A 25,232-nucleotide genomic window follows, 5' to 3' on the forward strand; every position below is an offset into this window, starting at 1 on the left:
AACGGGGCCGGATTGGCCCCGTTTTTTATTGTCTGATGATTGGCGATCAGGCGGTTCAATATGCGCCGGCTGAATAGGTCAGCTCGTAGCTGTGGCTATAGATTTCAAAGACATTGCCGAACGGGTCTTCAACATAAACCATGCGATAGGGTTTTTCGCCGGGATAATAGTGGCGGATCGGCATGCGTTGTTTGCCGCCATGGGCCTTGATCTTTTCCACCAGACCTTCGACATCGGGATCCTGGACACAGAAATGGAATGTTCCGGTTTTCCAGTATTCCAGATTGTTGTCCGGGCGTTGGTTATCGGGAAATTCAAACAGTTCGATGCCAACACGATCGCCGGTCGACAGATGTGCGATGCGGAACGATTTCCAGTTCGCGCCAAAGACATCGGTGCACATCTGACCGATATCACTGTCATCTTCGGTGATGGTGGTCGGTTCCATGATGACGTACCAGCCAAGAACTTCGGCATAGAATTTTACAGCGGCCTCAAGATCGGGGACCGAGATGCCGATATGGGAAAAGGTGCGCGGATAATGTGATGACATTGCTGTGCTCCTGAAATGTGAAAGGTTGGGCACAGCTTTGATCGGTTATGGTATAAGTAAAATAGACGAAAACTTATTTATTCAATAAAATATCGTTATGAATATATCGCCAATCTGGTTGAAAACATTTTGCACGGTGTGTGATTCGGGCTCCTTTACCCGCGCCGCCGATCGCCTCGGCCTGACCCAGGCCGCAGTCAGTCAGCATATCAAGCATATCGAACATGTTGTCGGCCCGGTTTTCCTGCGTCAGGGGCGCAAAATCGAACTGATGCCGGCGGGCAGGGCGCTTTTGCACTATGCGGCCGAGGTCGATGCGGCCGCCCACCGGCTGGCCCGTCGGGTATCACCGGACCAAAGTCATGCCGGGGCAGTCAAAATCGCCACACCGGGCAGTTCGGGACTTGGCATTTATGCAGCCCTTCTTGATCTGCAGGACCAACATCGTGACATCGCCATACATCATCGCTTTGCCCCGACAGATGATATCGTTGATGCGGTTCTTGATAACAAGGTGGAGCTTGGCGTTGTCACCCAGCGTCCCGATGATCCCAGGCTTCGCGCCGAGAAAATCGGGATTGAGCCGCTTGAACTGATTTTACCTGCCGGGGTGAAGATCACGGAATACCAGGCTCTTGTTGAAATCGGGTTCATTGATCATCCCGATGGCCCGTCGATGGCGACCCGGTTGCTTGGTCAGGTGTTTCGCGAGTTTTCCGGTGTAAAATCAATTCCGTGCCATGGATTTTCCAACCAGATTACCCTTATTCTTGAGCCGGTTGCCCGCGGGCTTGGATTTACCATTCTGCCGGCCTTTGCCCGCGAGGCGTTTCGCGATCAGTCGAAAATCACGGTGTATGATCACGACCCGAAAGTTTTCGACACCCTTTATATCATATCGCGGGCCGAATGGCCGCTATCGGCCCTTGCCCGAACCATCGTCAACGAGATCCGGGCGGTCATCAGCGCAAAACAAGCGTAATTTCAGCAAGCGCACCGTCAAGTTTCTGACTTTCGATCACCGCATCGCCCGGTTCGACGCTGAAAGTGCCATTGCCCAAATGAATGCCGATATGATGCGTGCCATAACGCATGGTAATCGCCAGTTCGCTTGTTGTTTCAATCTCGCAGGTTCTGGCCTGATTGGCATCAAGATGATGGGGCGGATCGGATTTCCAGCCATCGCGAGGGGCAAAACTGGTCAAATGAAGGGGATTTTGGCTGCTTTCATTTCGCAAGGTCAGTTTCAATTGCATGTCCTGTGACAAATCCTGTGTCCTCCTGCGCCAATTTCATTGCTGATTTCTATGTGGGGACGGTTTTTCGGTCCCGACAGGGGATGAAGGCTTGAAACCATGCAAAAGCCGTGTGAATCTGGGGATCGTCGTTCACTACCAGATCGCGCTTGATGCAGCTTTTACTCAAATCCGTTGATTTTGCCGCCCGCGCCCATCGGGATCAGCGCCGCAAAGGCCCGGCCGAGGAACCCTATATCAATCACCCGATCGAGGTTTCCCGTCTGATTGTCGAATGTGAACCGCATACCGACGAAGACATTCTGTGTGCCGCAGTGCTCCATGATGTGATCGAGGATTGCGGTGCAACCCGCGACGAAATTGCGTCCTGTTTTAACGACGCCATTGCTGACATCGTACTGGAAGTCAGCGATGACAAGGCATTGCCGCGTGACGAGCGCAAGGCAAAACAGGTCGAAAACGCGCCCAACCTGACAGAAGGTGCCAAACTGGTGCGTCTGGCTGACAAGGTCGCCAATGTCGGGGCGATGCTGACCGATACCCCGATTGGCTGGGACGAAGAGCAGATCCTGGCCTATGTCGACTGGGCAGAGGCGGTGGTCGCTCCGTGTCGCGAAGTCAGTTACGGGCTTTCGGAGCGCTTTGATGCCATTGCGCGTGATGTGCGTGCATTTCATCAGGATCGCCAGGAATTGGTCGGCAAGTAACCCGCCCGGTTTGATCGGCGGACCGAAATGAACAAAGGCAGGGAATGCACCCTGCCTTTGTCAGAAAATCTTTTGATATCAAACCACAATCGGATTTATCCGATCAATCAGACCGTAAAGACAATCGATCCGTTGGTTTTGCGGCCTTCAAGATCATCATGGGCCTTGGCGGCATCGGCAAGCGGATAGGTCGCGGTGATGTCGATCTTGACCACGCCCGATTTCAGGACGTCGAACAGCTCACCGGCCGATGCCAGAAGCTCTTCACGGGTGGCGTTATAGGTGAAGATGCTTGGGCGGGTCAGGAAATAGGCGCCCGGCGCAAGCTGTGCCAGGGTAACCGGCGGGACCTTGCCCGATGACTGGCCGAAACTGACCATCATGCCCAGACGTTTCAGGCATTTAAGTGAATCTTCGAACGTGTCTTTGCCGACGGAATCATAAACAACTTCAACGCCCTGGCCATTGGTGATTTCCATGACCCGTTCGGAAACCACCTCGTCACGATAAAGGATCGGATAGTCGCACCCCTTGGCCTTGGCGATTTCGGCCTTTTCCTTTGATCCGACCGTCCCGATCACGGTTGCGCCAAGATGCTTTGCCCACTGGCAAACAATCTGGCCAACACCGCCGGCCGCCGCATGGATCAGGATGGTATCGCCCTTTTGCACCTTATAGGTCCGGCGCAAAAGATATTGCGCGGTCATGCCCTGAAGCATCGCAGCGGCAGCCAGTTCAAAACTGACATCATCAGGGATTTTGACCAGTCCCTTGGCCGGCATCACGCGGGCTTCGGCATAGGCACCAAGCGGCTGGGCGGCATAGGCAACCCGGTCGCCGACCGCAAGATCGGTGACACCTTCGCCAACCGCCTCGATCACGCCGGCCCCTTCAAGCCCAAGCCCCGATGGCATGGCGGGGGCCGGGTAAACACCGGAACGGAAATAGATATCGATATAGTTCAGGCCGACAGCCTTTTGCGCCAGGCGGACTTCACCGGCACCCGGTGCGCCAACTTCCACATCTTCAAAGCGTAGCACATCGCTGCCGCCTGTTTCGTAAAAGCGGAATGCTTTGGTCATGGATGACCTCCCATTGTGTCGTTCTTTTGAACGTCTGTTTCATCAATGGGTTGAGTGTAGGTCAGAAAATCGGGATTTGCAGCAGGGGAGTTATGTATTTCGCTGGGTGAAATTGCCGGGTCAAATTCGCCGGCAAAAGCCATCGGTCGGCCTAAAGGTCAAAGCTTCCCTGATCATCGCCGATGACAAGTTCGACCCCTTCGATCTTGAGCAAATCACGCTTGGTTTCCAATCCACCCTGGCCGGAATAGCCACCCGGCTTGTCACCGCTGGCAAGAACACGGTGGCAGGGGATGATAATCGGGATCGGGTTCATTCCGCATGCCGTTCCGACCGACTGGAAGGCCTTGGGCGATCCGGCCGCGGTCGCCAGCTCCTTGTAGGTTGCGGTTTTGCCCTTGGGGATCTTGCACATGGCGTCCCAGACGGCCTTCTGGAAGTCGGTACCATCGGGTGCCAAAGGCAGGTCAAAGGCATCCAGCTGCCCGGAAAAATAGGCATTAAGCTGCTTTTTGGCTTCTTCGAGGACCGGACTGGTTTCCATCTCGTCGACAAATCCCCAGTCAAGGGCGACGATCTGACCATCAAATTCGAAAATCGTGATCGCGCCAACCGGGCTGTTCATCGAAATCTGGGGCATGGAACATACTTTCAGATACTGGTGGCACTTGTTGCTCGTACTTATCGGTCGTACTGGCGCGGCGCCAAGTGCAGACTGTGATTATGATGGCGACTTATGCCGGGTTGGCAGGCAGTCCGGCAAGCAGTTTGGCAAGATCTTCTGCGTTCGTTACAGGTTCGGAACAAACCGGACCCTGACAGACATAGGCGGTTTCCCTGCCACCGATCGCGGTTTTTCCCTCGGCCGGATGTCCGGCGGGCAGGGGATCACCATTACCAAGGATGGTAATCGCCCGGTTGGGCAGATATTGGCCAAAAATCGCCCGGCGCATATCAAGATATGTTTGGCTGCGTTCCTTGGCGATCAGCACAATCTGAACCGGGTTTTGCAACATTTCGGCGGCCAGAAGCAATCCGGGCATGTTGGGGAACTGTTCGGCAATGCGCCCGCCAAAGGCCGAAAGGGTGATTTCGGCACGATCACGGTATTTGGTGTCGCCGGTCAGCGCATATAGCTTCGCCAGGTTTTGGGCCATGATCGCATTGCCCGACGGCACGGCATTATCCATGAACGGTTTTTGACGGACCACCAGATCGCTGGCATCTGAGGCCGACTGGAAATAGCCGCCCTTGGCGTCGGCAAACAGGTCTTCGACCGTTTCCGACCAGGCAATCGCATCGCGCAGATAGGCATCCTCGCCAAAGCATTCAAACAGACGCAGGGCTGCGCGGATCATATGGGCATAATCTTCGAGCATCCCGGCATGCTGGGCACGGCCTTCGCGGTAGCTGTGCAGGAAGCGACCATCCTTCATCAGGCTGTTGGTGACGAAATTGAAGGCAAGCTTGGCGTAATCGAGCCAGTCGGCACGGTGGAAGGTCATGGCCGCCTCGGCGAGGGCGGCGATCGTCATGGCGTTCCAGTCGGTCAGCGCCTTGTCATCCCAGCCCGGACGAACGCGGTAGGCCCGTGCGGCAAGAAGCTTTTCACGCAATTGCGCAAGCTTTGTCTCGGTTGCGTCATCGGCAAGCGCAAGCCCCGATTTGGTGCGGTTCAGGATATTGTGATGTTCCCAGTTGCCACGGGCAGAAACATCATAGAATTTTTTGAAAAGCGCGGCATCATCGCCAAGAAGGTCATCGATCTCTGCCTCTGACCAGACATAGAACTTGCCTTCGACCCCTTCGCTGTCGGCATCAAGACTTGCAGTAAAGGCCCCGCCGGGAATGCGCATTTCGCGCAAGATCCAGGTAATGGTTTCCTCGATCCGGCGGGCATAAAGTGGATTGCCATCGACGCGCCAGACATCGCACAACAGATCAATCAGCTGGGCGTTGTCATAAAGCATCTTTTCGAAATGCGGCACCAGCCATTGATCATCAACCGCATAGCGGGCAAACCCGCCGCCCAGATGATCATAAATGCCGCCCTGGCACATGCGATCAAGGCTGTGTTTGACGATCCGTTCAAGATCGGCGTCGCCGGTTCGGACCCCGGCGCGCCAGATCAGCGATAACAGGCTTGGCTGCGGGAATTTTGGTGCACCGCCGGTACCGCCATTTTCCCCGTCCATAATCTGCAAGCAGCCATGCCCGCAGCGATCAATCATTTCAAGACCGGGAACAGACCCGGTCGCACCGCTGTTCATTTTGATCAGGGCGTTTGATATCTGGGTGACGTTGTGGCGGACGTCATCGGGCTTGTCGGTATAGATCTTTGACACGGTTTTGAGCACATCATCAAACCCGGGCCGACCATAGCGGGCTTCTTTCGGGAAATAGGTCCCGCCCCAGAACGGTTCACCATCGGGTGTCAGGAACATGGTCAATGGCCAGCCGCCCTGTTGGCCCAGAAGGGCCAGCGCATTCTGATAAATCGCATCAAGGTCCGGGCGTTCTTCCCGGTCGAGCTTGATATTGATGAACAGGTCATTCATCAGGGCAGCCATGTCATCATCTTCGAAACTTTCATGGGCCATGACATGGCACCAGTGACAGGCGGCATAGCCGATCGACAGCAGGATCGGCTTGTTGGCTGCCTTGGCTGCGGCCAGAACTTCGGCGCTCCAGGGTTGCCAATGCACCGGATTGTCAAGGTGTTGCAGAAGATAGGGGCTGGTTTCCGACCCAAGATTGTTCCGTGTAAGTTCCATGTCGTGTCCTGTGCCACCGGTTGGCTCTATATCAGCGGGGCGGCATTATCGTTGTGGCGTGCCCGATGGTGATCGAATGACGAACAGATCACGACGGACATTGCTGTTAAGAGGGACTCTAAGGCCTATGGGATCATTCATAAAGGCAATTGGCAGTAATCTTTGTCTCAAATTCGTGATATTGCCGGGAAATGATCCAATATGCTGCCAATATGGTTATTGTGATTGAGATGGCAGGCAGGCGCGCCATAATGATGCGGACAAAAATCAGAAAATAAAAGGAGATCAGGGCGATGAAAGTAACCGTGAACATTGATTGCACCCCCGAAGAGGCCCGCACCTTCTTTGGGCTTCCTGATGTTCAGCCGATGCAGAAGGCCATGATGAAAGAGGTCGAAGACCGCATGAAGGCCAATTTGGCGGCAATGGATCCGGAAACCATGCTTAATACCTGGCTCCCGCAGGGTATCCAGAATTGGGAACAGCTTCAGAAGGCGTTCTGGGGACAGTTCAACGGATCAACCGGCGGAAGCGGTGACAAGGACTGAACCAAGTGACTGACCACTACTATCAGGCGCATGTTTTTGTGTGCCAGAACGAACGCCCGGCTGGCCATGAGCGGGGCTGTTGCAATTCCAAGGGCGCGACCAAGCTTCGCAATTACATGAAAGTCCGCGCCAAGGAACTCGGCATTCCGATGACCCGGATCAACACGGCCGGATGTCTGGACCGATGCGAGTTGGGCCCGGTGATGGTGATTTATCCGGAAGGGACCTGGTATCGGTACGAGACGATGGAAGATATTGACGCCATTCTTGATGATCACCTGGTCGGTGGTCAGGTGGTCGAAAGATTGCAGCTTTCGCCGGATCAATAAGAATTCAAACGGTCCCTTTGTCGGGGCCGTTTTCCTTTGCACTGTTAAAACCCTGTTGGTGAAGACTGCGCTAGGTTGACCTTTGCGCGCGACTGAACGATATCGACAGCACGAACCGAAACCACAAGATTGAACGATCCATCATGATTGCAAGCCGAGAAACCATCTTTGCCCTGTCATCCGGGGCCGGGCGTGCCGGTGTGGCCGTGATCCGCCTTTCGGGGCCGTTATCCGGGCAGACGCTTTGTGCGCTTTTGGGGCGCGATACGCTGCCCAAGCCACGCCATGCGGTTTACGCGCCGATCCGTGATCCGCAATCGGGCGAGCGTCTTGATGATGCGGTGGCGATCTATTTTGCCGGCCCGGCAAGCTTTACCGGTGAAGATGTGGTTGAGCTGCATGTTCATGGCGGACGTGCCGTGATCGAAGGCGTTCTTGATTGCCTGTCGCGTCAAAACGGGCTGCGCATTGCCGAGCCGGGCGAATATACGAGACGGGCCTTTGAAAACGGCAAGATGGACCTGACATCGGCCGAAGGGATCGCTGATCTGATTGATGCGGAAACCGCGGCACAGCGTCGCCAGGCCGTGCGTCAGATGGCCGGTGAGCTTGGTACGCTTTATGAAGGCTGGCGTGCGCGCCTGATGAAGGCATTGGCCCATATCGAGGCCGATATTGACTTCCCTGATGAAGATCTGCCAGACGGGATTGTGCCGGTTGTGCATGGCGATCTGCGTGCTGTGAATGACGAGGTCAAACGCCATCTGGCTGATAACCGCCGGGGCGAACGCCTGCGCGAAGGGTTCCAGATCGTCATTCTTGGTGCGCCCAATGCCGGCAAGTCGAGCCTTCTTAACCGTCTGGCACAGCGCGATGCGGCAATTGTTTCCGAGATTGCCGGGACCACGCGCGACATGATCGAGGTTCATCTTGATCTTGGTGGTTTCCCGGTGACCATGGTCGATACTGCGGGCCTGCGCGAAAGCGGTGATGTGATCGAAAGCGAAGGGGTGCGTCGTGCGACCGAGCGGGCAGAGAATGCCGATCTCAGACTTGTTGTTGTCGATCGTGCCGACTGGCCCCATATCGATCCCGAAGCCGCCCGGCTGATTGATGCAAAGACCATCATCCTGATCAACAAGGTCGATGGCAGCGATGCGGATGATATCCCGACCGTCTGGCAGGGTGCTTCGGTTGAAGGGGATCGCCTGGAGCTTCCCGTTTTGGCCATATCGGCCATGACCGGGCAGGGGGTCGAAAGCCTCTTGCAACTGCTGGAAACTCGCGTAAAAGAGGGGCTCGATTTTGCCGGGCCCGTGCCTTTGACAAGGCTGCGACACCGGCGTGCACTTGAAAGTGCCAGCGATCATCTTGATCGCGGATTGCAGACCGAAATCGCAGAACTTGCTGCCGAGGATGTTCGCCTGGCAGTACGCGAGATCGGCAAGATTACCGGACGTGTCGATGTGGAAGACTTGCTCGATATTATTTTCGGGGACTTCTGTATCGGAAAATAAGATCAGGGAAGAGTCGCTATAGATCGAGCCCTGCGATTGTTTCACGTGAAACATTGGTCCATTGACCGGACCTGATAAGCCTATTCGAACCGCAAAGGTTCAAACCCGCCACATATGGGTGTGGGGATTGAGTGAGGAATTCGATGTCACAGAATGTGTCGCACAACCGTTTTGATGTGATTGTTGTTGGTGGTGGCCATGCCGGCTGCGAGGCTGCGGCTGCTGCTGCGCGCATGGGGGCAGCAACGGCGCTGGTGACCCATCGTGCTGATCGCATCGGTGAAATGTCCTGCAACCCGGCCATTGGCGGTTTGGGCAAGGGACATATGGTGCGCGAAGTTGATGCGCTTGATGGTGTGATGGGTCGCGCCATTGACCGTGCCGGCATTCAGTTCCGTATGCTCAACCGTTCAAAGGGACCGGCGGTACGGGGTCCGCGCGCACAGGCCGATCGCAAGCTTTATCGCGAAGCGGTTCAGGATATCCTCGCTAATCAGGAAAACCTCACGATCCTTGAAGGCGGGGTTGAAGACCTGATCATTGATGAAAACAATCGCGTGGCCGGTGTCATCACGGGCGAGGGCATTGAATATCGTGCCGGTGCGGTGGTGCTGACCACGGGTACCTTCCTGCGCGGTCTTATTCATATTGGCGAAAAGACTACGCCGGCCGGGCGTATTGGTGATGCCCCGGCAATGGGTCTTTCCGAGACGTTGGAAAAATATGATTTCAAACTGGGCCGATTAAAGACCGGTACGCCGGCACGTCTTGATGGCCGCACCATCGATTGGGCAAGTTTGCAGGAACAGCCTGGCGATAATCCGCCGGATCCGTTTTCCTTCCTGACCAAGGAAATTACGGTGCCCCAGATCCCGTGTCATATGACCTGGACGACCGAGGCCACCCACGAAATCATTCGCGCCAATCTGCATCGCGCCCCGATGTATAGCGGCCAGATCAAAAGCAGCGGTCCGCGTTATTGCCCGTCGATCGAAGACAAGGTCGTGCGCTTTGCCGAGAAGAACCAGCATCAGATTTTCCTCGAACCCGAAGGGCTCGACGATCCGACCGTCTATCCGAACGGCATTTCGACCTCGCTTCCCGAAGAAGTGCAGCTGGCCATGCTCGCCACCATTCCGGGTCTGGAAAAGGTCGAGATTTTCCGCCCGGGTTATGCTGTCGAATATGACTTCGTTGATCCGCGCGAATTGCGTCATACGCTGGAAACCAAAAAAGTCGCCGGTCTGTTCTTTGCCGGACAGATCAATGGCACGACCGGCTATGAAGAAGCAGCCGGGCAGGGTTTGATTGCCGGGGTCAATGCGGCATTGGTTGCCGATGGTGGCGAACGTGAATTCGTGCTCGATCGGGCGGATGCCTATATTGGTGTGATGATCGATGACCTGGTGACCCTGGGGACCCGCGAACCGTATCGCATGTTTACATCGCGTGCGGAATATCGACTGATGCTGCGCGCCGATAACGCCGATCAGCGTCTGACGGATCGCGGTCTTGATATTGGCTGTATTGCGTCAACCCGCGAACAGGTGTGGGGGGCAAAGAAAGCTGCCCTGCAATCCGCAAAGGATGAAGTTTCGACCCTGACGGAAACGCCCAATGGTCTGGCCAAGTTTGATATCAGGATCAATCAGGACGGCGTGCGGCGATCTGCATATGACCTGCTGGCCTATCCCGATATCGATTTTGATACCTTGACCCGCGTGTGGCCGCAGCTTGGCGATCTTGATCCGGCGATCAAGGAACAGGTGGCGATCGATGCACAATATAAAGGATATCTTGACCGGCAGGCCGCAGACATCGCTGCGTTCCGGCGAGACGAAGAATTGCGTTTGCCGCGTGGCCTTGATTTTGATTCTGTCGGAAGTCTGTCTGCTGAAATCCGGTTGAAGCTCAAGGAAATTCAACCTGAAACGATTGGGGCTGCGTCCCGTATTCCGGGCGTAACCCCGGCAGCGGTAACAGCATTGCTTGGCCATATCAAAAGCCACAAGCATCGTGGCAGCGATGACAAGGCGGCCAAAAGCGCCTAGTAACATCTGATCAAATTCATTCTGCAAGGGCCCGGTTGAGCAATCAGCCGGGCCTTTTTGCGTTCTTCTTTCTGAATAACTGCGTGACGTTCTTTCTTGGGAGTCGCATTAGGACATCTTAATTGGCAGCGCCTCCTGATCGGGCGGGGATGCCGGACAGTTATTTAGCCGAAAATCCGACACTATTGATCTAACAGATTGGCACGTATCTGCACCGCGAAATGGGACTAATACACGACGGGGCCGCATAACTTTGTGGGTGGTTTTTGGATGAAGTACGAGCAGGGCGCTTGCGGTGATTAGGGCAGATCTGGTGAATTTAGGGTTATTGTTTGGGTGCGCTTTGTCGGCTTGGGTTGGTGCACAACCTGGAAGGCGGGATGCGTATAGTAGTGTTTCACGTGAAACATTCTTTGGTGCAGCTACTAAGCCAAGGTTGGGCAGGGACGTATTGTCGAGTGAGGCGGCAGGCGATGGCCATGATATCAAGTCTATCTTTTCACCATCTGTCCTCTCGATTTCTGATAAATGATGTTTCACGTGAAACATTCGAGCCGACTTTTATCGGCTTTTTGCGCCGCAACGCGATGAAAAACGCAAAACGTCAAAAATCAAGTCTGGTGTGTTTTTCAAACTGGACGTATAAATCATTTATGCAATCCATTTCCGCACCCGTAAAAACGTGGTTCGAACGCGATTTGAATGTTTCACGTGAAACATTGGACCGTTTGAACCAATACGCAGACCTTGTCGTTAAATGGCAGCCACGTATTAACATCGTTGGCGCCAGTACGGCTGAAGACGTTTGGGGACGTCATTTGCAGGATTCTGCGCAGCTTTGGCCATATCTGCAGGATGTTGCTGCAGAGGGTAAAATCGTTGATTTCGGCTCTGGCGCCGGATTCCCGGGCATCGTTTTGGCCATTCTTGGGGCGGGCAACGTCACCATGATGGAATCCAATACCAAAAAAACGGTGTTCCTGATGGAAGCAGCCCGGGTTTGTAATGTTTTGGCACAGACGGAAATTGCCCGCGAACGGATCGAAGCCGCAGCACCGCGCGCGGCCGATGTGATTACGGCACGAGCCTTTGCACCGCTGCCAAAATTGCTGGAATTGGGACAAAGACATTTGAAAGCCGGTGGCCATTATGTGCTGCTGAAGGGACGTGCCTTTGAGGATGAGCTGGCGGATGCGCGAAACGCTGGTTGGTCGTTTGATGTAACCACGCATGCCAGTCTGGTGGATCCGGACGGAGTCGTGATGATCTTAAAAGGAGTTGGCCGGTGACTGATGTAATTGACTTGCCGCTTTCCGCCCAGTCACAAGGGGCAGGGCATCGTCCGCGTATCATTGCGGTTGCCAACCAGAAGGGGGGCGTTGGTAAAACAACCACCACCATCAATCTGGCGACGGCGCTTGCTGCGGTTAATCAGCGTGTTCTGATTGTTGACCTTGATCCGCAGGGCAATGCCAGCACCGGTTTGGGGTTGCGTCCTTCGGATCGTCAGATCAGTTCCTATGATGTGCTGATCAATGGCAACTCGCTGGAAGAAGCGCGTCAGGAAACCGCGATCCCGCGTTTGACGATTGTGCCGTCCGGCATGGACTTGTCCGGTGCCGAGATCGAACTGGTCGATTTTGAACGTCGCGAGATGCAGCTGAAAGAATCCCTGGGCAAGTTGCCGCAGGATGTCGATTACGTCCTGATCGACTGCCCGCCGTCGCTTGGCCTTTTGACCTTGAATGCGCTGGTGGCGTCTGATGCGGTTCTTGTGCCGTTGCAGTGCGAATTCTTTGCCCTTGAAGGGGTCAGTCATCTGGTGCGCACCATCAAACGTGTCAAAAAGGCATTTAACCCGGATCTGGAAATCCAGGGCATTGTTCTGACCATGTATGACAAGCGCAACAACCTGTCGGCACAGGTTGCCAATGACGTACGCGACTATTTCGGGGACGTGGTGTATCGCACTGTTATTCCGCGCAATGTTCGTGTCTCCGAGGCCCCCAGTCACGGGACGCCGGTTCTGGTTTACGACATGAAATGCCCGGGATCACGGGCCTATCTCAATCTGGCAAGCGAAGTCCTGAAACGCGAAGGGGTTAAAGCATGAGCGAAGCAAAAAAACGCGGCTTGGGGAGAGGACTGTCTGCACTTCTGGGTGAAGATGACGAAGATGTCGGCGTTGCAGTTGCCGCAGGCGGTGAAGCATCGGCTGGTGGCCATCCGGGGCCGGGCGGCACCACACAGCTGATTGCCATTACGGATTTAAAGCCGTCACCATTCCAGCCGCGCAGCAATTTTGATGACGAAGCCATTGATGATCTGGCTGCCTCGATCCGCGAAAAGGGGATCATTCAGCCGATTCTGGTGCGTGCGTCTTCTACGGGCGAAACCACCTATGAAATCATCGCGGGTGAGCGTCGCTGGCGCGCGGCGCAGCGGGCACAATTGCATGAAGTTCCTGTGCTGGTGCGTGATTTCGATGATCGCGAAACAGCTGAAATTGCCCTTATCGAGAACCTTCAGCGTCAGGATCTGTCGCCGCTTGAAGAGGCCGAAGGCTATAACCGCCTGATGAACGAGTTCTCGCACACCCAGGAAGCACTGGGTCAGGCGCTTGGCAAAAGCCGTAGTCACATTGCCAACAGCTTGCGCTTGTTGGGACTGCCAGCTCCGATCAAGCAAATGCTGTCTGACAAGGTTCTGAGCTCCGGCCATGCCCGGGCATTGTTGGGGGCGGAAAATGCTGTCGAGCTTGCAGCCCAGATTGTCAAAAAGGGATTGAATGTTCGCCAGACAGAAAAGCTTGTGAAAACCGACGGCGGCAAGGCCTCCCGGCCCAAAAAGGCATCTGGTGGGGCTTCTGCGCACAAAGACCCAGATACTGTGGCTCTTGAACGTGACCTTAGCAACATGTTGGGGTTGGCGGTAAATATTGATTTTGATGGCGCAGCCGGAAAAATCTCTATTCGCTATGAAACGCTTGAGCAGCTTGATGACATTTTGCAACGGCTTACACATGGCAAGGCCCATGATCTGACCGGAGATGAAGACAGTTCGGCAATATCCGACTCGGACGAGAATGAATTCGATTCGATGTTTATCGAAGACGATGACCCGGCCGCAGACGACGAAGATCCCGAAGAGAAACTGACCGCGGAACTTGAAAGCATCGCCGATGCTACTTTGCCGGAAAGTGATGGCGAGGATGACGGGATTGATCTTGATGCCGTCGTCGATGGACCGGAAGGCGACACGCCAATCGAATCCGATGCGATCGATGAAAACGAGCTTGATGAGTTGATCATAACCGACAAGGCATGACGGGTGTTGTCGGTTACTCGGCGACAAAGATCATCTCACCACAAAAAAACGGGCCCCCGATCGGATGGCCCGTTTTTAATTGGTATTAATAAAATATTCGATGAACGCAGTTATCGTCGCGCCTGCTTCTGGCGGGCGACGGCAACCTTGATCATGGCGCGATGGGCAATGGTTTCCGGGATCGCCAGGCCACTTTTGCAGTCCTTTTCGGCCTCAAGCAGAATTTGCAGGGCACGTTGCAGGTTATTTACCGCCCAATTGTTCAGATTGGCACGAAACTGGTCTGCTGCCTTGAAAAACAGGGGCGGGCGCAGGGACTTCATTGCCTGATCGGCGTTGGTACCTTGGGCAACCAGTCCCTTTACCAGATGCAATTTCTGGAAATAGCTGATCATCATGCGCAACGCGCCGACCGGGTTGAGACCTTCTTCCACCAGTCGGGTCAGTGCTGCATCAAGATTGACGACATTGCCCTGTGAAACAGCCTGAATGACATCGTCATAATGGCGGGCGGAACTGTCGCCGACACAGGCCATCGCATCGGCCAATGTGACCTGGCCGTCTTTGAGCGCATAAAGTGCAAGTTTTTCAAGCTCGCTTCGTGAAATCATGCGGTCGGATCCGAGATTTGCCACCAGATAGCGGGTGGCATCACGATCGATCCGCAATTTGTGTTCTTCCATGATCGACTGGATCAGGGTTTCGATGTCGCGACCACTATCGGCATAACAGGGCAGGGCCATGCCATTGCCTGCCTTTTCGACCGCCTGACGCAGTTTGGATTTCGAAGCAAGGCTACCGGCTTCAATAACAATCAGGGCATCACCAGCCGGATCGGCCAGAAAGTCTGCGATAATCGGGGCTTGTGCTTCGCCAATATCGCGGATGCGGATCACCCGCCGTCCACCGCCAAAGCTGATCGCGGCGGCCTCATCACGAAGGCGTCCGGCATCTTCCTTAAGCTGAGGGATACCAAGTTCGATCACCCGAAACGGATCCTTGAGATCCTCGACAACGGTTTTGGCCAGGCGCACGGCCCGTTCGCGCACAAGGCCTTCATCCTCACCATAGATCAGGATCAGCTGTGCCTTGGCATCGGGACTGCGCAAAAAGGTTTCGACTTGGGCTGCCTTGAGCTTCATGAAGCGTCTTGGTTATCCTGGTATCGGGTGCAGAAATGACAGAACGGGATTTATTGCGATCTCAGGCCAATTGCGACCTGGTTGGCAAGCTGATTGGCCAAAGTCCGTGCGGCATCGGCCTGGGCGGCGCTTTCGGCTTCGATGGTTGCGAAATCGGAATCGACAATATTGTAACTGGTACGGGTTCTGACATTGCCCTTGCGCAGGACCTTTGAATCCTGCCGGCGCGTCAGTTCATAGGTCGCCGTGATCAGGTAATCGGCGATTGTCGCTTCGTTGTCTTTGGTAAAGCCCTGTTCACTGGTCGATTCGCTTAGTGTGACTTTAAGGTCATACAAGGGGGTCTTGCTTTGCCCCCGCGGGGTCAGGGTCTCGACCAAGGCATTGCGCGTGACCTGACCGACACGGTCATTAATCAGGGCAACTTTGACAAGTGCCATGTTTGCAGCGGTGTTGTAATTGTCGCCCCCTGTTGCGTAAAGCGGCCGGAAGCCGCAGGCACTCAGGGTTGTCAGGGCAACAAGTGCCAAAACCGGAAGAATCGCGCGCATTTTCATTCAATCAAGCCTTCTGTCTTTCGGGCCAGCGATCAGGCCTTGCCGCCACAATAGTTCGGTTCCGATAAAAGGGCAAAACAGAGTTAGATTGGCAAGAAAAGAATGGTGCGTCCGGTTTGATCGTGCCGACGTGGAATTATCCTCCGACTCGAGGTCGCGGAAGCTTTGACGCAACAGGGCAATTGCCAGATTGTTTCGGCCTTCATCAATGGCCGTGATGATTTCCGGGGTTGGGGATTCTTTGATGCCGTCGTGGGGCATTGTTTCGGAAAAAGTCGCACATGTTCGCCAAACCTGACGCAGCCAGCGCCAATGACCAACCAGACTGTTGTGATTTATTTGCAATGGACGGTGGATGGCAACATCCGCCAGCAAAGCCAGTGACAGGGTATCGAGACCAACTTCGCTATATAGCTGTCGCGCATCGGGGCTCACCGACTCCGTCGTGACCTTGGCATCATTTCGCAAAGCGGGCTTCTTTTCCTGGTCACTATGGTTTTGGGTGACCGTTGCTTGTGCGATGACATGATCAAACAATGCACGACGCAACGCTGAAAGGTCTTTTGACAGGGCAGCGTACAGCGCAGGGTACTGGCTGCGCATGACGAACCCCCAATCGCATTCAAGCGAATGGGGGTTGAATTCGGGCGATATATATAAGGTGTCCTGTGCCATTAACCCTATTGGGCGTTTGCACTGTCGATGCGCAGCTGGCGGGCACGGGTCAGGATCGCATCTTCAAGAGAGGTAACCGTTCCTGCTTCGACCACCGCATCCTGCCACTGATTCGGACCGACATTGACCTGACGGAAGACCGAAACCTTGATGGCATCGGATCGCAATGCTGTACCAAGAATATATGCGGTCAGCTTGAAGCGTTCATTGGGGGTCTCTGCCGGCGAATACCAATCGGTAATGATCACACCGCCAAACGGGTCTGCAGAATTAAGGGGCATGAATGACAGGGTATCAAGTGTGGCACGCCACAAGAAGCTGTTGACGCCGATGCCGGATCCTTGACCCTGTTTTGAGTCTTCTCCGCCGAAAATGTTCAAGCCATCTTCACCAAATAACGTACCTTCCTTCTTAAGGTCGGCACGTGTCGCACTTCTACCATTTATTTTTCGGTCTCCGGGCGCTGAGCCGGGAAAACTATCGTAGTCGGCTTCAGTTCCTGCACAACTTGCCAAAAAAACGGAAAGTGTAGCGATAGTTAGAATTTTGGCGAAAGAACTGTTCACGGTGTGGCCCTTAATGTCGAGTGTCGTTCAGCAGTTGCCCGCACTATAAGGCGGATGGCGCGCCGGGCAAATAAAAACATGTGTGGTTTTTGTGCAACATGATGTGAAAAATGTCGCATTTTGATCACGGTATCGTTGACGGCAGCAAAAAATACTGGCTCCATAGCGTCGAACCGAGCGGTAAAAACAAAAAAGCTGCTCACCTAATTTTGTTATGCGCTCAAGCGCATTTGCAAAGACGTTGAGGGAAAAGATGAAAAAGATTCTGGTAGCTTCCAGCGCACTCGTCGCTGTTGCTTTCGCAGGCCAGGCACAGGCTTCTGAAAAGATCAGCCTGTCGGTTTCTGGTTACATGGAACAGTGGATTGGTGTTGCCGATCAGGACAACAACGCTGTTGATAACGTAAACGCTTTCCAGTCCGACACCGAAGTTCACTTCAAAGGTGCAACCACCCTTGATAACGGCATCGAAGTTGGTGCTGCTATTGAATTTGAAGGTGAAGGCGGCAACTCCGGTACCATGGTTGACGAACAGTACCTGTACGTTAACGGTGGCTTCGGTCAGGTTAAACTCGGTGCCGAAGACGGCGCTGCAGCTGACATGGGCATCTCCGCTCCGGCAGTTGGCCCGGTTGGTGCAAACGACGGTGACATGCCGAACTGGGTTACCCTTGCTGTCACTCCGGACACCGTTCCGGCTGGTGGCGACTCCAAGCGTCTGACCTACTACACCCCGTCGCTCGGTGGTTTCAAAGCTGGTATTTCCTATGCTGACGATGACAGCTCGGAAAACAATGATAAAGTAACCTCCGGTGATAACCGCGTGTCCGGTGGCGTTGAGTACTCTGGTGATTTCGACGGTGTTTCGGTTGCTGTTGCTGTTACCGGTGAGCACATGGGCGAAGGCGAATGGTACAGCGTTGGTACGAAGGTTGGCTTTGGTGCATTCACCATCGGTGGTTCGGCTATGCGTCGTGACGCAGAGTTCGGTTACGGCCAGAACGTAACCGCGAACATCGGTACCGGTACCGGCGGTAACCGTACCACCGCTGACGATGACAAGCATTATGACATTGGCGTTTCTTACGCAATGGATGCTGCTTCTGTCTCCCTGACCTATGCATATGCTGAAGATGACTCGTCCAACACCTCAACTGGTTCGGATGAAGTGAGCGCAATTGACCTCGGTCTTGCTTACACCCTCGGCGCCGGCGTCACCTGGAAGTCTTCTGTCTTCTGGTTCGACTCTGAAGGCCAGGATGCTGGTACCGCAGACGACAACGAAGGTTACGGTGTTGTTACCGGTCTTGCTCTCTCCTTCTAATCCTTACTGGATTAGCTGAAGAATTGAAGGAGGCGGATTTTCCGCCTCCTTCTTTTTTTAACTGAATTTTGGATATTTGAAGTCGAAAGCTCCTTAATCTATCCTCTCCGACTGAAAACCTGTCGGACTTCTGAAGTTGGGCTTTTCTTGAAGCTATAACTTGGCTCTTCAGAGCAATATCTGTGTTTGAACCGATACTGTCTTGGTGTTGCTGGATGGTGGGACTTTGGCAGCGCGGTCATCATTACGGACTATCGGCCAACTGGTCGCTTTGCAGTATGCTAGGAGAAATAAATGACCTAAGGATATTTATAAAATTATATGAATAAATACACACTTCATTATCTCCATATTGTGACCTATGGCCATTGTAAACCTATATATATAATCCGAAAATCAGTGTTCTAACTAGAAAGTGTGCTTAAAATGCCACATTTCGATATTTAAACGACCATTGGTCGCTTATGATAGTTGACCATAAGTCATTAACAGGTTTTTATGTCCCTCGACAGATTGAAGGGCCGCTCGGTTCAACCCCTTCATTCCCGAAACGTCATTCTTTGAGGGTAAAGATGAAAAAGATTCTTTTTGCTTCCAGCGCGCTCGTCGCTGTAGCTGTTGCAGGTTCCGCACATGCTTCTGAAAAAATCCAGCTTGAAGTTGGTGGTTACATGGAGCAGTGGGCTGGTGTCGCTGATCAGGACGTCGGCGAATCCAAAAACGCATTCCAGTCCGACACCGAAGTTCACTTCAAAGGTAAAACCACCCTTGATAACGGCATCGAAGTTGGTGCAGTGATCGAACTCGAAGGTGAAACTTCTGATGACCAGATCGACGAACAGTATCTGTTCGTAAACGGTGGCTTCGGTCAGTTCAAACTGGGTAAAGACGACTCGGCTGCTGACTCGCTTGGCATCACCGCACCGTCGGTCGGTCCGGTTGGCGTTAACGATGGCGACCTGACCAACTGGGTTGACGCATACCTGATCGATACCGTTCCGTCGAGCGGCGACCAGAAACGCGCTACCTACTTCACCCCGAACATGGGTGGTTTCCAGGCTGGCGTTTCCTATGCTGACGACAGCGGCTCGAACAACAACGACAAAGCAACCGAAGGCGACAACATCGTTTCCGCAGGTGTTAGCTACCAGGGTGACTTCGACGGTATTTCCTTCGGCGTTTCTGCTGTCGGTGAAAACCAGGGTGAAGGCAACTGGTACGGCGTTGGTGCAAACGTTGGCTTTGGCAACTTCGTAGTTGGTTCGTCTTGGGGCCACATCGAAGACGATTACGCACAGGGCGAAAACTCCAAAACCGCTGGTGACACCGACGCTTATGACATCGGCGTTTCCTATGCGATGGACGCTGCCAAAGTTTCCCTGACCTATGGTTATGCTGAGTATGGCAACCGTAAAGTTGGTTCGACCTCGGCAACGAGCACCGGCGAAATCAGCACGGTTGATCTTGGCCTCGCTTACACCCTCGGTGCAGGCGTGACCTGGAAATCCTCGATCTTCTGGTTCGACGACGAAGCTGACAACGCTGCGATCGCAGACAATGACGGCTACGGCGCTGTTACCGGTCTGGTTCTGAGCTTCTAATTCTTCGGAATTGGATACAGACGTGGAAAGGGTGGCTTATGCCACCCTTTCTTTTTTGTTCTATCGGGTTTGTTGCGATTTTCCGATGCTGTGAAGCATCAGCTGTCCAGCGATAGCTCTGTCTTGAGCAGCGATAAAATCGCATCGCTTTTTTGGCCAAGTTCGGCAACGCAGGGGACGGGGTTTTCGGTTACCAAAGTACGGGCGAGGGCCGGATCGCTTTTTTGCGGTAGTTCGCTTAACGCACTGGCTGCAACATTCAGGCTTCCCATACAGCCGATTTTGCCATCGGGCGTCGCACGCAACTTCGCAAGTCCGCATGGCGCCTGACAATAGGGGCCGACAAAGCCGCTTTGCCAGCTGCGCAAATTCTGATGGCGTCCCTGAAGTGTTTTGGCAGAAGCCGAACTGTAGATCCCAAGCCCCGGTGTCTGAAAAAGCTTGGTAATATGCGCCGGGCCGCTATCGGCAACCACCATGTAATCCTGCCTCGAAACAAACTGCACAAGATCGCCGATCGTCTTAAATCCATCGACGATCCGTATGTTGGGTTCGGCCAGATCGCCAAGTGCCGCTTTATAGGCCTTCATCACCCCTTGGTAGGCATTCAGAACAATCGTGACATTGGCATCATGTCGGGCAAAAAGCGTGCTGATTTTCCCGACAAGCTCCGGTGGTAATGTCCTAAGTGGGGAAGAGGCCATCGGGACAATGCCGATATTGATCCCGGGTTTGAAACTGACATCGCGTTTTTCAAGCGGAACCGGCGCCAGTTCAAAGGTTTCGCAAAGGGCTTCTTCCGGGTTGACCGGCATGGTGGCGATATTTTTCCATCCTTCCATCTCGCTCAGATCAATCACATATTCAAACTGTGCGAGGTTCCGCGCAGAAATGAACAACTGAAAAATCGCAAGATCGGGGATCAGGCCAAAGATATCAGAAGCCGCGGCACTGTTGAGAACCGCTGTTTTCGCATGTGGATAGCGTTGAAGAAATGCCCTGAGAAACAGAGTCATACCAACACAATCGCCAAGCGCATCGTCGGGGATCAAAAACAGAACAGAACTTTTGGAAAAGTCGGCTTTTCCCCAGCGATCACGCGGCAGCACCTGAAACCGGAAGGCATCGGATTTGATGGTAACTCCCTTGGCGTTGCCAAGAACCTGTTGACGCAAAAGCGAGTTCGTACGCGTGAAATAAACAGGACTGTTGTCAGATGCCTGAGCAAGTTCCGGGCTGACATTGGGCAGGCCGAACTGAAAGGGTTGTCTGGAGGCGAAACGCGCAAAAGTCTTGCGCGATGGATGCAGGTGGCGGGGCATTGCGGGGCTTATTCTCCAATCACCGAAAGGTGCGGTTCACTCAGAAGAAAACCCTATCCCGGCCAAAGAAGCAAGGGCGGAAGACCGCAGGTTTCTGCATGTTTTCCGGTTAATTCCACCCAGTCCGACCGGGGTGATGCCAAGCGTGTGACAAAGCATTGCCATCTGTTGGACTCTCTGAAGTGAAAGGCCCGACCTACCGGGGTGACTTTGGGTGGAAAATACCGGTGAAATCAACGCTCCGCTTGGTCGATTACGTGATGGAAGGAGCGCCATGTGGCGCAGGGTTTTGATCCCGTGGCAGGCGGATGTCGTAATCATCCCTGTCGGAATTTGATGATAAATTCCAGGCGTTTGGAGAATGCGATATTCCGGAAGATGAATTCCGTCAGCAGAAATTTCAAGCGCAAGCCCAAGGTCATTTGCAACCAGAAACCGGATTTGGCGCAGGCGGCAAAGCTGCCGGAGTGATGCCGCAAGTTTTGGTCGGTCAGGATGGTTGTAATGACGAAAAATCACCATGCTGTTAGGAGGCAATTGCTTGATCGCTGACCGCGGATCGGGCAAACGGTGATCGTCGGTCAAAAGTATGACCGGCGGAAAAACAGACCCCGGGCGGCTATTGCGCAAATTGAGTTGGTGAGCCTGCTTTAACAGGGTGTCATCCATTGTTATGATCCTGATCTTCGTCTGCCACCGATTAAGGGCCTATCATCCATGAGCCAGTCTGATCTGTCATCCGACAAGAGCGATGTTGCTGAAAACCTTTCCGAAATTCAGAGAAATATCAATGCGGCCTGTATTGCCGCAAAGCGTGATCCGGCTGAAGTCACCCTTGTTTGTGTCAGCAAAAATCACGAAGCCGATCATGTGCGCAAGGCCCTGCTTGAAGGAAGGCGGGTTTTTGGTGAAAACCGGGTCCAGGAAGCGGCAGGGAAATGGCCGGGGTTGCGTGAAGAGTTTCCCGATATCGAACTTCATCTTATCGGGCCGCTTCAAACCAATAAGCTGAAAGATGCGGTCGCACTGTTTGATGTGATTGAAACCGTTGACCGTCCGAAACTTGCAAATGCATTGGCAAAGCACCGTGATAAAACCGGTGACTGCCCGGATTTGTTCATTCAGATCAATACGGGCGAGGAAGAGCAAAAAGCCGGGATCGCGCCAAAGGATGCTGATGCATTCATCAGGATGTGTCGCGAGGAGCTTGAGCTGCCGATCAAGGGGCTGATGTGCATCCCTCCTGTTGATGAGGAACCGGCCCCGCATTTTGCCCTGCTTGGCAAGATTGCCCAGAAGCATGGACTGAAAATCAAAAGCATGGGAATGAGCGGTGATTACGAGGCTGCAATCGCCATTGGGGCTACTCACGTGCGGGTTGGGACAGCCATTTTCGGGTCGCGAGGCTATTGATTCTCAAAAATACGGTGATTTTTTACCCGAAAATGCCGATTTAAGGGGTAAGTTTTGTCATTTCACCGATTTTTTTGCCGAAATCATGTGTTTTGGACGGATTTTCGAGTAAGGCGCATTTTTGTGGATAACCAGCCGAAAGACAATGACGGTTTCATCCGTTCTTTGTGAAAAAAAATCCCGCCAGAAGCGGGATTTTTTTTATTCATGTCGAAAACCTGACTAAGGGATCAGTTTGTATCCGCCGGGCTCGGTGATCAGGATCGCGGCATTTGACGGGTCTTTTTCGATTTTCTGACGCAACCGGTAAACATGGGTTTCAAGCGTATGGGTCGTCACCCCGGCATTATAGCCCCATACCTCATCAAGCAGGGTTTCCCGGGTAACCGGCTTGTCGCCGGCACGGAACAGGAACTTCAGAATCGAAGTTTCCTTTTCTGTCAGTCGAACTTTTTTCTCGGTTGCGGTTTCAATCAATATCTTGGCACTTGGCTGAAAGCTGTATGGCCCGATTACAAAAACGGCATCCTCGCTTTGTTCATGCTGGCGGATATGGGCGCGAATGCGTGCCAGCAGGACATTGAGCCGGAAGGGCTTGGTAACATAGTCATTGGCACCGGATTCAAGGCCAAGGATGGTATCTGAATCACTATTGGCACCAGTGAGCATGATGATCGGTGACTTGACGCCCGCCCGACGCATAAGTTTGCACACGTCACGCCCATCCATATCGGGAAGCCCGACATCAAGCAGGATCACATCAAAATAGGATTCCTTGGCAGCATCAAGTGCATCTGCACCGCTTTTCGCGACCACGCATTCAAACTCTTCATGCAGGCGAAGCTGTTCAGTCAGCGACTGGCTCAAAGCTGCATCATCTTCGACCACAAGAACCTGTTTACCTGTCGACATTCACCATCCCTTGCTGCTTGCGCGATCCGGTCTATATATTGGGCCGTATCAAATACCGGGTGTTACCTTGTTTTCTGGAACTTCCGGTCCGGCCCGCCATATATAAAGTACTCAATCTAGGATCAGCGCCTTAAAGTGCATTTTCAAGAACAAACTGTTTTCGCATTAATCCTGTGCAGGATGCGTATTACTTAATACAGTCACCCGGTCGGGTTTATCCGGTGTGCATTGCTGTAAAATCTTGAAAGATGTCTATCTTCCTGCGATTTTGCGCAGCGCTTGGAATGAAACCTGACTGACCAATGCGGTTATATTAATTAATTCGGGTCCTTATCCAGCCCCATACCCACCAGATCGCGATGTTGTGATCATAAAGACAAGATAACGATGACCCAAAGTTCTGTTGCCCCGGCCCAAAATGACAGCAATCTGATCCCGGCCACTGATCTTGTGACTGTATCACGCGCTGTGGCCGATTTGCGCCGTGGCGAAATCGTTCTGGTGCAAGGCCATCAGGACGGCGAAGCCCACAATGTGGCTGTCATTGCCGCAGAACCGTTGTCGCAACTTGGTTTTGATCGTTTGTGTGATATCGCAAATGGCAACGCAGCCCCGGCAATCGTTATTCCGCGTGTTCGCGCCAAATCACTGGGACAGGCGTGCAAGGATGATCCGTTTATCGCCTTTGTCAGCGCGGAGCGATCCGCGATCAATGCAGATCGGCTGGGCGAGATCGCCAACCCGTTGCTTGATCTTGAAAAATTGCCAACAGGTGACTGGCGCCCGGTTTCAATGGCCGAAAGTGCGGCCATTCGATTGGCAAAACTGGCAAGACTGTTGCCGGCCGTTGTGACGGTCCGGGTTGGCGCCGATCAACTGGAAAATCTGGCACGGGCGCAAAATCTTTTGGTGCTGCAATCAGACAGCATCAATGGGTATGAAAATGCGTCTGCCGCAAGTCTGCGCCAGGTGAGTGAAGCACGTGTTCCGCTTGAAGATGCCGAAAATGCGACTGTCATTGCCTTCCGTCCCGAAGACGGTGGACAGGAACATCTGGCCATCGTCATTGACGAACCGGCAAAGGACAAACCGGTGCTGATCCGCTTGCATTCGGAATGCTTTACCGGTGATCTGATCGGATCGTTGCGTTGTGATTGCGGCCCGCAACTGCGCGGCGCAATTTCCGAAATTTCGCGCAGCGGACAGGGTGGCATCGTTCTGTATTTGCGCCAGGAAGGGCGTGGGATCGGCCTGGTCAACAAATTGCGTGCCTATGCACTTCAGGATCGCGGCTTTGATACGCTTGACGCCAACGAAGAACTTGGATTTGACGCCGATGAACGCGTTTACCGGCCAGCCGCCGAGATGCTCAGACAGATGGGTTTTGAGACAGTGCGTCTTTTGACCAACAACCCTGAAAAGCTGACCGGACTGGAAAGCTGGGGCATTCAGGTGTCCGAACGCGTTCCCCACAAATTCCCTTCGAACGGTCACAACGAATTTTATCTGCAAACCAAGAAAGATCGGGCAGGGCATCTGTTCTGATTGTGCCAGGATGGGATCCCGTAACCCGGCA

At 53.6% G+C, this 25,232-nt stretch carries 25 protein-coding genes; 13 read left to right on the forward strand and 12 right to left on the reverse strand.

The window, feature by feature from the left end:
• Window positions 1-55 precede the first annotated feature (55 nt).
• Window positions 56-553 carry a lactoylglutathione lyase family protein gene (locus SIB88_RS01875; RefSeq protein ID WP_101246678.1) on the reverse strand — a complete coding sequence of 166 codons (498 nt, stop codon included), beginning with the start codon at window positions 551-553 and terminating at the stop codon, window positions 56-58.
• 97 nt (window positions 554-650) lie between these two features.
• On the opposite strand from SIB88_RS01875, the gene SIB88_RS01880 reads away from it, so the two are divergent.
• On the forward strand, window positions 651-1,535 hold the full coding sequence (locus tag SIB88_RS01880) for a LysR family transcriptional regulator (protein ID WP_412559178.1): 885 nt from the start codon (window positions 651-653) through the stop codon (window positions 1,533-1,535).
• Here SIB88_RS01880 and SIB88_RS01885 read toward each other — a convergent pair.
• Entirely contained in the window at window positions 1,516-1,809 is a 294-nt protein-coding gene (locus SIB88_RS01885; RefSeq protein ID WP_412559179.1) for a hypothetical protein, read from the reverse strand. The genes SIB88_RS01880 and SIB88_RS01885 overlap by 20 nt on opposite strands.
• 152 nt (window positions 1,810-1,961) lie before the next feature.
• Between SIB88_RS01885 and SIB88_RS01890 the strand changes: the two genes are divergently transcribed.
• Window positions 1,962-2,516 (forward strand): HD domain-containing protein, encoded by a 555-nt coding sequence (locus SIB88_RS01890; protein ID WP_412559180.1) that lies wholly within the window; start codon window positions 1,962-1,964, stop codon window positions 2,514-2,516.
• A gap of 107 nt (window positions 2,517-2,623) precedes the next feature.
• Here SIB88_RS01890 and SIB88_RS01895 read toward each other — a convergent pair whose 3' ends face one another.
• From SIB88_RS01895 to SIB88_RS01905, 3 genes are all read right to left on the reverse strand, one after another.
• Window positions 2,624-3,598, reverse strand: coding sequence for a quinone oxidoreductase family protein (locus tag SIB88_RS01895; protein ID WP_114112114.1), 975 nt, complete (start codon window positions 3,596-3,598; stop codon window positions 2,624-2,626).
• Between the two features lie 151 nt (window positions 3,599-3,749).
• Window positions 3,750-4,238, reverse strand: a complete 489-nt coding sequence (locus SIB88_RS01900; RefSeq protein WP_114112113.1) for a methylated-DNA--[protein]-cysteine S-methyltransferase — start codon at window positions 4,236-4,238, stop codon at window positions 3,750-3,752.
• Between the two features lie 94 nt (window positions 4,239-4,332).
• Entirely contained in the window at window positions 4,333-6,372 is a 2,040-nt protein-coding gene (locus tag SIB88_RS01905) for a thioredoxin domain-containing protein (RefSeq protein WP_412559181.1), read from the reverse strand.
• 293 nt (window positions 6,373-6,665) lie between these two features.
• Between SIB88_RS01905 and SIB88_RS01910 the strand changes: the two genes are divergently transcribed.
• The 7 genes from SIB88_RS01910 (at window position 6,666) to SIB88_RS01940 (ending at window position 14,144) form a co-directional block, all read left to right on the forward strand.
• The gene (locus SIB88_RS01910; RefSeq protein ID WP_101246671.1) at window positions 6,666-6,920 is read left to right on the forward strand and encodes a DUF6489 family protein; all 255 of its coding nucleotides are present in this window, start codon (window positions 6,666-6,668) and stop codon (window positions 6,918-6,920) included.
• A gap of 5 nt (window positions 6,921-6,925) precedes the next feature.
• Window positions 6,926-7,249, forward strand: coding sequence for a (2Fe-2S) ferredoxin domain-containing protein (locus SIB88_RS01915; RefSeq protein ID WP_101246670.1), 324 nt, complete (start codon window positions 6,926-6,928; stop codon window positions 7,247-7,249).
• Window positions 7,250-7,392: 143 nt separating this feature from the next.
• The gene (gene mnmE, locus SIB88_RS01920; protein WP_412559182.1) at window positions 7,393-8,766 is read left to right on the forward strand and encodes a tRNA uridine-5-carboxymethylaminomethyl(34) synthesis GTPase MnmE; all 1,374 of its coding nucleotides are present in this window, start codon (window positions 7,393-7,395) and stop codon (window positions 8,764-8,766) included.
• Window positions 8,767-8,909: 143 nt separating this feature from the next.
• Window positions 8,910-10,817: a tRNA uridine-5-carboxymethylaminomethyl(34) synthesis enzyme MnmG gene (gene mnmG, locus SIB88_RS01925; RefSeq protein WP_412559183.1), complete on the forward strand. Its 1,908-nt coding sequence runs from the start codon at window positions 8,910-8,912 to the stop codon at window positions 10,815-10,817.
• A 473-nt stretch (window positions 10,818-11,290) separates the two neighbouring features.
• On the forward strand, window positions 11,291-12,106 hold the full coding sequence (gene rsmG / locus SIB88_RS01930) for a 16S rRNA (guanine(527)-N(7))-methyltransferase RsmG (protein ID WP_412559184.1): 816 nt from the start codon (window positions 11,291-11,293) through the stop codon (window positions 12,104-12,106).
• Entirely contained in the window at window positions 12,103-12,930 is an 828-nt protein-coding gene (locus SIB88_RS01935; RefSeq protein WP_101246667.1) for a ParA family protein, read from the forward strand. The genes rsmG and SIB88_RS01935 overlap by 4 nt, the downstream gene beginning before the upstream one ends.
• Window positions 12,927-14,144 (forward strand): ParB/RepB/Spo0J family partition protein, encoded by a 1,218-nt coding sequence (locus tag SIB88_RS01940; RefSeq protein WP_412559185.1) that lies wholly within the window; start codon window positions 12,927-12,929, stop codon window positions 14,142-14,144. Before SIB88_RS01935 ends, SIB88_RS01940 begins: the two co-directional genes overlap by 4 nt.
• Window positions 14,145-14,254: 110 nt before the next feature.
• On the opposite strand, the gene holA is transcribed toward SIB88_RS01940, so the two are convergent.
• The 4 genes from holA to SIB88_RS01960 form a co-directional block, all read right to left on the reverse strand.
• Window positions 14,255-15,286: a DNA polymerase III subunit delta gene (holA, locus tag SIB88_RS01945; protein WP_101246665.1), complete on the reverse strand. Its 1,032-nt coding sequence runs from the start codon at window positions 15,284-15,286 to the stop codon at window positions 14,255-14,257.
• 50 nt (window positions 15,287-15,336) lie between these two features.
• Window positions 15,337-15,843, reverse strand: coding sequence for an LPS assembly lipoprotein LptE (gene lptE, locus SIB88_RS01950; RefSeq protein WP_101246664.1), 507 nt, complete (start codon window positions 15,841-15,843; stop codon window positions 15,337-15,339).
• Complete coding sequence (locus SIB88_RS01955) at window positions 15,844-16,446, reverse strand: hypothetical protein (RefSeq protein WP_412559186.1); 603 nt, start codon at window positions 16,444-16,446, stop codon at window positions 15,844-15,846.
• A 77-nt stretch (window positions 16,447-16,523) separates the two neighbouring features.
• Entirely contained in the window at window positions 16,524-17,084 is a 561-nt protein-coding gene (locus SIB88_RS01960) for a DUF3576 domain-containing protein (protein WP_258548104.1), read from the reverse strand.
• A 253-nt stretch (window positions 17,085-17,337) separates the two neighbouring features.
• Here SIB88_RS01960 and SIB88_RS01965 point away from each other — a divergent pair, with 253 nt between their 5' ends.
• Both SIB88_RS01965 and SIB88_RS01970 read left to right on the forward strand, forming a co-directional pair.
• Window positions 17,338-18,408, forward strand: a complete 1,071-nt coding sequence (locus SIB88_RS01965; protein WP_412559187.1) for a porin — start codon at window positions 17,338-17,340, stop codon at window positions 18,406-18,408.
• 572 nt (window positions 18,409-18,980) lie between these two features.
• Entirely contained in the window at window positions 18,981-20,009 is a 1,029-nt protein-coding gene (locus tag SIB88_RS01970; RefSeq protein ID WP_412559188.1) for a porin, read from the forward strand.
• 98 nt (window positions 20,010-20,107) lie between these two features.
• Here the strand turns inward: SIB88_RS01970 and SIB88_RS01975 are convergent, their stop codons facing one another.
• The gene (locus SIB88_RS01975) at window positions 20,108-21,331 is read right to left on the reverse strand and encodes a lipopolysaccharide heptosyltransferase family protein (protein WP_412559189.1); all 1,224 of its coding nucleotides are present in this window, start codon (window positions 21,329-21,331) and stop codon (window positions 20,108-20,110) included.
• Between the two features lie 36 nt (window positions 21,332-21,367).
• Window positions 21,368-22,000 (reverse strand): thiamine phosphate synthase, encoded by a 633-nt coding sequence (locus SIB88_RS01980; protein WP_412559190.1) that lies wholly within the window; start codon window positions 21,998-22,000, stop codon window positions 21,368-21,370.
• Window positions 22,001-22,048: 48 nt separating this feature from the next.
• On the opposite strand from SIB88_RS01980, the gene SIB88_RS01985 reads away from it, so the two are divergent.
• Window positions 22,049-22,744 carry a YggS family pyridoxal phosphate-dependent enzyme gene (locus SIB88_RS01985; protein WP_412559191.1) on the forward strand — a complete coding sequence of 232 codons (696 nt, stop codon included), beginning with the start codon at window positions 22,049-22,051 and terminating at the stop codon, window positions 22,742-22,744.
• A 222-nt stretch (window positions 22,745-22,966) separates the two neighbouring features.
• Here SIB88_RS01985 and SIB88_RS01990 read toward each other — a convergent pair whose 3' ends face one another.
• Window positions 22,967-23,656, reverse strand: coding sequence for a response regulator transcription factor (locus SIB88_RS01990; protein WP_101246657.1), 690 nt, complete (start codon window positions 23,654-23,656; stop codon window positions 22,967-22,969).
• Between the two features lie 387 nt (window positions 23,657-24,043).
• On the opposite strand from SIB88_RS01990, the gene ribA reads away from it, so the two are divergent.
• The gene (gene ribA, locus SIB88_RS01995) at window positions 24,044-25,201 is read left to right on the forward strand and encodes a GTP cyclohydrolase II (protein ID WP_412559192.1); all 1,158 of its coding nucleotides are present in this window, start codon (window positions 24,044-24,046) and stop codon (window positions 25,199-25,201) included.
• Window positions 25,202-25,232 lie beyond the last annotated feature (31 nt).

This window comes from Thalassospira sp. MIT121401 (assembly GCF_047125595.1).
Taxonomy (GTDB): Bacteria; Pseudomonadota; Alphaproteobacteria; order Rhodospirillales; family Thalassospiraceae; genus Thalassospira; species Thalassospira povalilytica.

Bases quoted from the DNA above. Each gene is read 5' to 3' on its own strand.
- SIB88_RS01985 (WP_412559191.1), top strand. From the start codon at position 22,049: ATGAGCCAGTCTGATCTGTCATCCGACAAGAGCGATGTTGCTGAAAAC.
- SIB88_RS01940 (WP_412559185.1), top strand. From the start codon at position 12,927: ATGAGCGAAGCAAAAAAACGCGGCTTGGGGAGAGGACTGTCTGCACTT.
- SIB88_RS01900 (WP_114112113.1), bottom strand. From the start codon at position 4,238: ATGCCCCAGATTTCGATGAACAGCCCGGTTGGCGCGATCACGATTTTC.
- SIB88_RS01885 (WP_412559179.1), bottom strand. From the start codon at position 1,809: ATGCAATTGAAACTGACCTTGCGAAATGAAAGCAGCCAAAATCCCCTT.
- SIB88_RS01895 (WP_114112114.1), bottom strand. From the start codon at position 3,598: ATGACCAAAGCATTCCGCTTTTACGAAACAGGCGGCAGCGATGTGCTA.
- SIB88_RS01955 (WP_412559186.1), bottom strand. From the start codon at position 16,446: ATGCGCAGCCAGTACCCTGCGCTGTACGCTGCCCTGTCAAAAGACCTT.
- SIB88_RS01975 (WP_412559189.1), bottom strand. From the start codon at position 21,331: ATGCCCCGCCACCTGCATCCATCGCGCAAGACTTTTGCGCGTTTCGCC.
- SIB88_RS01890 (WP_412559180.1), top strand. From the start codon at position 1,962: ATGCAGCTTTTACTCAAATCCGTTGATTTTGCCGCCCGCGCCCATCGG.
- SIB88_RS01970 (WP_412559188.1), top strand. From the start codon at position 18,981: ATGAAAAAGATTCTTTTTGCTTCCAGCGCGCTCGTCGCTGTAGCTGTT.
- holA (WP_101246665.1), bottom strand. From the start codon at position 15,286: ATGAAGCTCAAGGCAGCCCAAGTCGAAACCTTTTTGCGCAGTCCCGAT.
- SIB88_RS01910 (WP_101246671.1), top strand. From the start codon at position 6,666: ATGAAAGTAACCGTGAACATTGATTGCACCCCCGAAGAGGCCCGCACC.
- SIB88_RS01875 (WP_101246678.1), bottom strand. From the start codon at position 553: ATGTCATCACATTATCCGCGCACCTTTTCCCATATCGGCATCTCGGTC.
- mnmG (WP_412559183.1), top strand. From the start codon at position 8,910: ATGTCACAGAATGTGTCGCACAACCGTTTTGATGTGATTGTTGTTGGT.
- lptE (WP_101246664.1), bottom strand. From the start codon at position 15,843: ATGAAAATGCGCGCGATTCTTCCGGTTTTGGCACTTGTTGCCCTGACA.
- SIB88_RS01965 (WP_412559187.1), top strand. From the start codon at position 17,338: ATGAAAAAGATTCTGGTAGCTTCCAGCGCACTCGTCGCTGTTGCTTTC.
- rsmG (WP_412559184.1), top strand. From the start codon at position 11,291: ATGGCCATGATATCAAGTCTATCTTTTCACCATCTGTCCTCTCGATTT.
- SIB88_RS01990 (WP_101246657.1), bottom strand. From the start codon at position 23,656: ATGTCGACAGGTAAACAGGTTCTTGTGGTCGAAGATGATGCAGCTTTG.
- SIB88_RS01980 (WP_412559190.1), bottom strand. From the start codon at position 22,000: ATGGATGACACCCTGTTAAAGCAGGCTCACCAACTCAATTTGCGCAAT.
- mnmE (WP_412559182.1), top strand. From the start codon at position 7,393: ATGATTGCAAGCCGAGAAACCATCTTTGCCCTGTCATCCGGGGCCGGG.
- SIB88_RS01880 (WP_412559178.1), top strand. From the start codon at position 651: ATGAATATATCGCCAATCTGGTTGAAAACATTTTGCACGGTGTGTGAT.
- ribA (WP_412559192.1), top strand. From the start codon at position 24,044: ATGACCCAAAGTTCTGTTGCCCCGGCCCAAAATGACAGCAATCTGATC.
- SIB88_RS01905 (WP_412559181.1), bottom strand. From the start codon at position 6,372: ATGGAACTTACACGGAACAATCTTGGGTCGGAAACCAGCCCCTATCTT.